This is a genomic window from Herbaspirillum robiniae (genome assembly GCF_002213415.1).
Classification (GTDB): domain Bacteria; phylum Pseudomonadota; class Gammaproteobacteria; order Burkholderiales; family Burkholderiaceae_D; genus Herbaspirillum; species Herbaspirillum robiniae.
Genome location: NZ_NJGU01000008.1, coordinates 294,074 through 300,599, shown reverse-complemented (window position 1 = coordinate 300,599; position 6,526 = coordinate 294,074). Strand labels below are relative to the sequence as shown.

General features: G+C 68.8%; 7 protein-coding genes and 1 pseudogene. 3 read left to right on the top strand and 5 right to left on the bottom strand.

Going from position 1 to position 6,526, the window contains the following annotated elements; translation table 11 throughout:
• Window positions 1–119 (top strand): annotated as a pseudogene (locus tag CEJ42_RS25300) (type VI secretion system tube protein Hcp); the annotation flags it as partial.
• Between the two features lie 139 nt (window positions 120–258).
• Window positions 259–1,878 carry a serine hydrolase gene (locus CEJ42_RS16655; protein ID WP_088751861.1) on the top strand — a complete coding sequence of 540 codons (1,620 nt, stop codon included), beginning with the start codon at window positions 259–261 and terminating at the stop codon, window positions 1,876–1,878.
• Window positions 1,879–1,960: 82 nt separating this feature from the next.
• Here CEJ42_RS16655 and CEJ42_RS16650 read toward each other — a convergent pair whose 3' ends face one another.
• Entirely contained in the window at window positions 1,961–2,599 is a 639-nt protein-coding gene (locus tag CEJ42_RS16650; RefSeq protein ID WP_079217799.1) for a cysteine hydrolase family protein, read from the bottom strand.
• A 137-nt stretch (window positions 2,600–2,736) separates the two neighbouring features.
• Between CEJ42_RS16650 and CEJ42_RS16645 the strand changes: the two genes are divergently transcribed.
• Complete coding sequence (locus CEJ42_RS16645; protein WP_079217800.1) at window positions 2,737–3,216, top strand: VOC family protein; 480 nt, start codon at window positions 2,737–2,739, stop codon at window positions 3,214–3,216.
• 77 nt (window positions 3,217–3,293) lie between these two features.
• Here CEJ42_RS16645 and CEJ42_RS16640 read toward each other — a convergent pair whose 3' ends face one another.
• The 4 genes from CEJ42_RS16640 to CEJ42_RS16625 form a co-directional block, all read right to left on the bottom strand.
• Window positions 3,294–3,689 (bottom strand): RidA family protein, encoded by a 396-nt coding sequence (locus tag CEJ42_RS16640; protein ID WP_088751860.1) that lies wholly within the window; start codon window positions 3,687–3,689, stop codon window positions 3,294–3,296.
• Window positions 3,679–4,827, bottom strand: a complete 1,149-nt coding sequence (locus CEJ42_RS16635; protein ID WP_165774453.1) for a DSD1 family PLP-dependent enzyme — start codon at window positions 4,825–4,827, stop codon at window positions 3,679–3,681. The genes CEJ42_RS16640 and CEJ42_RS16635 overlap by 11 nt, the downstream gene beginning before the upstream one ends.
• 4 nt (window positions 4,828–4,831) lie before the next feature.
• Window positions 4,832–5,500: an HAD family hydrolase gene (locus CEJ42_RS16630; protein WP_088751859.1), complete on the bottom strand. Its 669-nt coding sequence runs from the start codon at window positions 5,498–5,500 to the stop codon at window positions 4,832–4,834.
• A gap of 115 nt (window positions 5,501–5,615) precedes the next feature.
• Window positions 5,616–6,521, bottom strand: coding sequence for a LysR family transcriptional regulator (locus CEJ42_RS16625; protein WP_079217804.1), 906 nt, complete (start codon window positions 6,519–6,521; stop codon window positions 5,616–5,618).
• Window positions 6,522–6,526: the final 5 nt, after the last annotated feature.

Here is a 6,526-nt window from a genome sequence, read left to right as displayed (position 1 = left end):
CGTCGAACCAGCAGATGGGTCACATGGAAGACATCGCGTTCACGTACGAGAAGATCACCTGGACCTTCGACCCGGACGGCATCGAGGCCGAAGACTCCTGGCTGGCGCCGAAGTCGTAACCTGCACCAACGCTGCGCGCCAGGCGCAGAAACCCAAGGGGAGCCGCGGCCGGATGGCCGCGGCGATTGCTTTTTTCGCATCCGGATCATCGTTGATGCATTGACATCACTTGCCACATCACAAGGAGAACACACAGCAATGGATACCCGTCTTTCTTGCCGCCCGCCCCACAGGCTGGGCGCGGCCGTCGCCACGTTGTCGACGGCCCTGCTGTTCTCGGGCGCCGCCGTCGCGCAGAGCTGCCCCGCGCCCGCGGCGCACACGCCCATGCCCAATGAAGTCTCGGCCGTGCCGATCCCGGCAGGCCAGGTCGCCGCGGCGGTGGGCCGGGTGGACGGCATCGCGCAGTCGCTGATGGCCGCGTACGGCATCCCCGGCATGGCGGTGGCGGTGGTGGCCGACGGCAAGATCGTGTTCGCCAAGGGCTATGGCGTGCGCAGCCTGGGCAAGCCCGGCCAGGTCGACGCCGATACCGTGTTCCACCTGGCGTCGGTGTCCAAGCCGATCGGCGCCACCGTGATCGCGCGCCAGGTTGGAAAAGGCGTGATCACCTGGGATACGCCGCTGCAGCGCTGGCTGCCCGATTTCCAGCTGGCCGATCCTTACGTCGGCTCGCACGTCACCGTGGGCGACATGTACGCGCACCGCTCCGGCCTGCCCGACCATGCCGGCGACCTGCTGGAAGACCTCGGCTACAACCGCGAGCAGATGCTCTACAAGCTGCGCTACATGCCGCTGGCGCGGTTCCGCAACAGTTACGCCTACACCAACTTCGGCCTGACCGCCGGGGCACAGGCCGTGGCCGTGGCCAGCGGCCGCGAATGGGCCGCGTTGTCGGCCGACGAAATCTACCGGCCGCTGGGGATGAATTCCACCAGCTCGCGCCTGGAAGATTTCCTCAAGCAGACCAATCGCGCCGACGGCCACCTCAAGGTGCCGGGCGGCTTCCGCGTCTCGCCCACGCAGCCGCATCCCGACGCCCAGTCGCCGGCCGGCGGCGTCAACTCCAGCGTCAACGACATGGCGCGCTGGATGAACATGGTGCTGGCGCAGGGTTGCGTGGACGGCAAGCAGCTGGTCGACCCGGAAGCGCTGCGCGCGGCAATGTCGCCGCAGGTGGTCTCGGGCCCGCCGTCGTCGCCCTCGGCGCGCACCAGCTTCTACGGTTACGGGGTGAACGTCATCGAGTCGGCCTCGGGGCGCGTGGTGCTGAACCATTCGGGCGCCTTCAACCTGGGCGCCGGCACCGCCTTCACGCTGATCCCGTCGGCCAACGTGGGCATCGTGGCGCTGACCAATGCGCAGCCGGTGGGCGTGCCGGAGATGCTCAACGCCGAATTCGCCGACCTGGTGCAGTTCGGCCGCGTGACGCAGGACTGGCGCGGCTTGTACTCCCGCGCGCTGGCCGGCCTGCTGGCGCCGCAGGGCAGCCTGGTGGGCAAGCAGCCGCCGGCGAGCCCGGCGCCGGCGCGGCCGTTGTCCGAGTACGTCGGCACGTATGAAAACATCTTCTACGGCGCGGCCAGCGTCACCGCCGAGGGCGACCGCCTGGTGCTGACGCTGGGGCCGGGGCGGGTGCGCCTGCCGCTGTCGCACTGGGACGGCGACCTGTTCACCCTGGCGCCGCCGGGCGAGAGCCAGGCCGCGGGCTCGATCTCCAAGGCCAGCTTCAACCGCGGCACGCTCAATATCGAGTATCTGGACGAGGAAAAGCTGGGCACCTTCTGCCGCGCCGATGCGCAAGGTTGCAAGCCCTGAGCCCCTGTCCATGCGCCGACGTTGGCGCAGGACGAAAAAAGGCCGCACCTTCGGGTGCGGCTTTTTTCATCTTGTGCGGTGCTCAGTTCAGCCAGTCCAGGCGGGTCAGCTTGACGCGCTCGGCCAGGCGCGGCGCATTCACCAGGTGCCAGGCCGTGTACTGCTCCGGATAGGCCGTGTCGGAAGCCATCAGGTCCACCGGCACCACCACGTCGAAGCCGCGGAAGGCGGCGCTGGCGGCGGTATGCAGCACCGCGCCGTGGGCCGACGAGCCGATGCAGATCACGGTCTTGATGCCCTTCTCGCGCAGGGTCTTCTCAAGCTCGGTGTTGATGAACTTGTCCGGGCCCGACTTGAAGACCGGCTCGCCGCCCTGCATCGCCGCTTCCGGCCAGATGTCGGCGGTGCTGCTGGCCGCGCCCAGGGTGTAGATCACGGTCACCTTCCTGGCGCGCGCGAACTCCATGATCTTGGCCACGCGCGGCAGCATGGCCATGCAGCGTGCGCGGCTTTCGGGACAGGTCTGCTTGGCGATGTCCAGCACCAGCAGGGCGGTGGTGGCCGGGTCGACCGTGATCCTGGACAGCGCCGGCGGCGCGGGCGGCTTGACCGCGGTCCATTCGTCCATCACGGCCTGGGCCGAGGCCGTGGCGGCGATGCCGGCCAGCAATGCGAACGCCGCCAGCGAACGGGCGGCGAACCAACGGGAGAAGCGGGGCATGGTGAATCCTTTCTGCTGAGCTTTTGAGGAGGGCTGCGATTGGTTATCCTGAGCGGACATGCGGTGTCCGGGTAGTGCGGGCACCATCATAAGAGATCGCGGGCAGCTCTGCTGCGCGCACATCGAGGAGAACCGGCATGATCAGCAAGAACACCATTTGCCTCTGGTACAACGGCGACGCGCTGGACGCCGCCACCTTCTACGGCGAGCTGTTTCCCGACAGCGGCGTCAAGGCCGTGCACCATGCGCCCGGCGACTATCCCGACGGCCGGCAGGGCGACGTGCTGACGGTGGAATTCACGGTGCTGGGCATTCCCTGCCTGGGACTGAACGGCGGCCCGGCCTTCAGGCACAGCGAGGCCTTTTCCTTCCAGGTCGCCACCGACGACCAGGAAGAGACCGACCGCCTGTGGAACGCCATCGTCGGCAACGGCGGCCAGGAGAGCGCCTGCGGCTGGTGCAAGGACAAGTGGGGACTGTCGTGGCAGATCACGCCGCGCGCGCTGACCGCGGCCTTCACCGATCCCGACCGCGCCGCCGCCAAGCGCGCCTTCGACGCCATGATGGGCATGCGCAAGATCGACATCGCGACGATCGAGGCGGCGCGCCGGGGCTGAATCCTGGCTGGATCCGCGACGCAATCCCCGTTCAATCCGGGCTGAATCCAAGCCGAATCCCGGCGGCCGGCGCCGGTTCAGGACGAGGCCCGGGCGACCGCCTCGATCTCGATCTTGAAGCCGTAGTGCAGCGGCGGCGTCGGCACGATCGCCCGCGCCGGCTTGTGTTCGCCCAGCCAGTTCGCGTACAGCGTGTTCAAGCGCGGCCAGTTGTCGATGTCGTCCAGGTAGATGCGCACCTGGACCAGCGAGTCCAGGCCGCAGCCGGCCGCGCGCAGGGTCCGCTCGACGTTGTCCATCACCTGCAGCGCCTGTTCGTCGAACGACGCGTCGGCCAGCTTCCTGCCGCCCGGCGCGATGGGCAGCTGCCCGGAGACGAACACCAGGCCGCCGGCCTCGGTGAAGTGGCTGTAATGGCCGCCGGGAGGCGTGAGGCCGACGTCCTTCTCTTGTTCTTGCAGATCACCAGCCATGGAAACGCTCCCATTGGGTCAGCGCGCCATCGGGCGACAGCGCTTGGTATTGAGGATATTGGGCGCCGGTCGCGCAGGCATGGTTGGGCAGGATGCGCAGCCGCGTGCCGATCGGGAAGCGGGTGACGATATGCTCGCCCTGGTTGACCGCCTCCGGATGCACCGCCGACAGGATACCGTGTTCCTGGTTGGCGCCGCTGAGGACGTAGCCGGTCAGCGGCCGGCCGTCGATGGTGCAGGGCAGGCCGTAGCCGAAGTCGTGCGACTGCCTGGCGGTGCCGTGGTCGCGGCTCATCGCCATCCAGCCGGCATCGAGGATGGCCCAGCCCTTTTCCGGCTGGTGGCCGATCACCGTGGCCAGCACGCTCAGCGCGATGTCCTCGGGGGCGCATACGCCCACGTTGTGCATCACCAGGTCGAAGAAGACATACACCCCGGCCCGTACCTCCGTCACGCCTTCCAGGGCGGCGGCTGCCAGCGCGGTGGGCGTCGATCCCACGCTGACGATGTCGCAGGCGATGCCGGCGGCGCGGATGCGCTGCGCCGCGCGCACGCAGCCGGCGCGCTCCTGCTCGGCCAGCGCGGCCAGGGCCTCCTGTGTGTTGAGTTCATAGCTGGAGCCGGCGTGGGTCATGACGCCGGCGACCCTGGCGCCGCCGCGCTGCAGGATGCCGGCCACCTCCAGCAAGACTTCCTCCTCCGGGCCGATGCCTGAGCGGTGGCCGTCGGTGTCGACTTCGATCAGTACCGCGAAGACGCAGTCGTGTGCGCGGCCGAAATCCGCCAGCGCGGTCGCCGCGGCCGGGTTGTCGACCACCAGCGTCAGCGCGCAGCCCTTGCGGATCAGCGCCAGCGCGCGCGGCAGCTTGGCCGGATCGATGGTGACGGCGTAGAGGATGTCGCCGATGCCGGCCTGGAAGAACTGCTCGGCCTCCTTCAGCGTCGATACCGTGATGCCGGTGGCGCCCGCCGCCAGCTGGGCGCGCGCCACCTCGATGCATTTGGCGGTCTTGACGTGCGGGCGAAAGCGCACGCCCAGCGCGTTCATGCGCTGTTGCATGCGGGCGATATTGCGTTCCATGCGGGCCGTATCGATGACGGCGGCCGGCGTGTCCAGTTGTTGCAGTGTGATGGTCATGATGTCAGCGGGCAGGGTGGGAGTTGACGGGATGGCCGAAGCGGGCCAGCCAGGCCGGCAGCGCGTCCAGGCCCGGGGATTCGATGTCGGGCGCCTGCGCGCCGGCCACCAGCGGCAGGCCGATGCGGTTGTGCCAGTAGGTGCGAAGGCCCACGGCGGCCGTGCCGAACATGTCGTAGCTGGAGCCGGCGACGAAGGCCGCTTCGGCGGCGTCGACGCCCAGCTGCTGCAAGGCCAGGCGATAGGGCGCCGGATCGGGTTTGTAGAAGCCGGCCTCTTCCGAGGTCAGCACCAGGTCCCAGTCGACCGGCAGGCGCGCGGCCGCCATCCGGCCCAGTCGCACCGAGCAGTTGGTCACCACCGCCAGCTTGCAGTGGGGCGCCAGCGCCTGCAGCGCTTGCACCGCGCCGCTCCAGGGCTGCAGTTGCTCCCAGCCGTCCTCCAGCGCGGCCGGGGCCGATGCCGGCAGGCCGGTGTCGGCGGCGGCCTGCCGCACCAGGTCTTCATAGGGAAGGTAGGCGCCGCAGCCGTAGGTGAGCTTCAGGTATTGGGCGCGCCAGCTGCGACCGGCCTGCTCGGAGCCCGCGGCGCGGTTCCACAGCGTCCACGAGTCGAGCAGCGCCGTGAGCAGGTCGAACAGCACGGCCCGCGGGTAGGAAGGGGAGGAAGTCATCGCATCTGCCATGTGATTGGGATGCGCTGATTATAGGAGCGGCGGATGCGGCGTGAATTTAGTGCAGCTAACTCTATGATTCACATGAAATGAATGATGTGGGCCGCCGGCGGCTTCATTTCCGCCACGGCGGCGACGGCCTGAAGCGCTCCTGCAGGTACTGCGTGAAATGCCGGATGCGGGCCGGCAAGCCGGCGCGGTTGTGCGTCAGCGCCACCACGTTGGCGTCGGGCGTCTTCCATGCCGGCAGCAGGCGCACCAGCTTGCCGGCGGCGAGGTCCTCGGCCACGTCCCACTCCGAACGCAGGATCACGCCGCGCCCGGCGCGCGCCCACTGGCGGATCACGTCGCCGTCGTTGCAGCTGAGCTTGGACGACACGCGCACGCTGCGGCTGGTCTGGCCGCGGCTGAAGTGCCACAGCGACACGTCTTCATTGTTCTCGCGCAGCACGATGCAGGGCAGCCTGGCCAGGTCGTCCGGCGAGGCCGGCATGCCGTGCCGCTTGACGAAGGCCGGCGAGGCGCACACGAAGCGCGCATTGGGCGCCACCGCGTGTCCCACCAGGTTGGAGATCTGCAGCTCGCCGATGTGCACCACCACGTCGAAGCGGTCGATGGTCTCGGCCAGCGGCTGGTCGGACAAGGTGAGCGCGATGTCGATATCGGGATTGGCCTGCTGGAAGTCGGCCACCACCGAAGCCAGGTGGCGCCGGCCGAAGCCCAGCGGGGCATTGACCTTGAGCGTGCCGACCAGCTCCGCGCTGTGGTGGCGCAGTTCGTCGAACAGGGCGTCGAACTGCTGCACCAGATCGCCGCCGCGCTGGCACAGCAGCTCGCCCTCGGGCGTGAGCCGCAGGCGGCGCGCGGTACGGTCGATCAGCCGCACCGAGAGTTTCTTCTCAAGCTGCTGCAGTCTTTGCGTCACCGCCGAAGGCGTCACGCCCAGCTTGCGCGCGGCCACCAGCAGGCTGCCGCCATCGCGGATCGCCAGCAGGAAACGGATGTCGCCGGAGTCCGCCATGGCGA

Coding starts and splice junctions, on each gene's coding strand:
- CEJ42_RS16655 (WP_088751861.1), top strand. CDS start 259: ATGGATACCCGTCTTTCTTGCCGCCCGCCCCACAGGCTGGGCGCGGCC.
- CEJ42_RS16650 (WP_079217799.1), bottom strand. CDS start 2,599: ATGCCCCGCTTCTCCCGTTGGTTCGCCGCCCGTTCGCTGGCGGCGTTC.
- CEJ42_RS16645 (WP_079217800.1), top strand. CDS start 2,737: ATGATCAGCAAGAACACCATTTGCCTCTGGTACAACGGCGACGCGCTG.
- CEJ42_RS16640 (WP_088751860.1), bottom strand. CDS start 3,689: ATGGCTGGTGATCTGCAAGAACAAGAGAAGGACGTCGGCCTCACGCCT.
- CEJ42_RS16635 (WP_165774453.1), bottom strand. CDS start 4,827: ATGACCATCACACTGCAACAACTGGACACGCCGGCCGCCGTCATCGAT.
- CEJ42_RS16630 (WP_088751859.1), bottom strand. CDS start 5,500: ATGACTTCCTCCCCTTCCTACCCGCGGGCCGTGCTGTTCGACCTGCTC.
- CEJ42_RS16625 (WP_079217804.1), bottom strand. CDS start 6,521: ATGGCGGACTCCGGCGACATCCGTTTCCTGCTGGCGATCCGCGATGGC.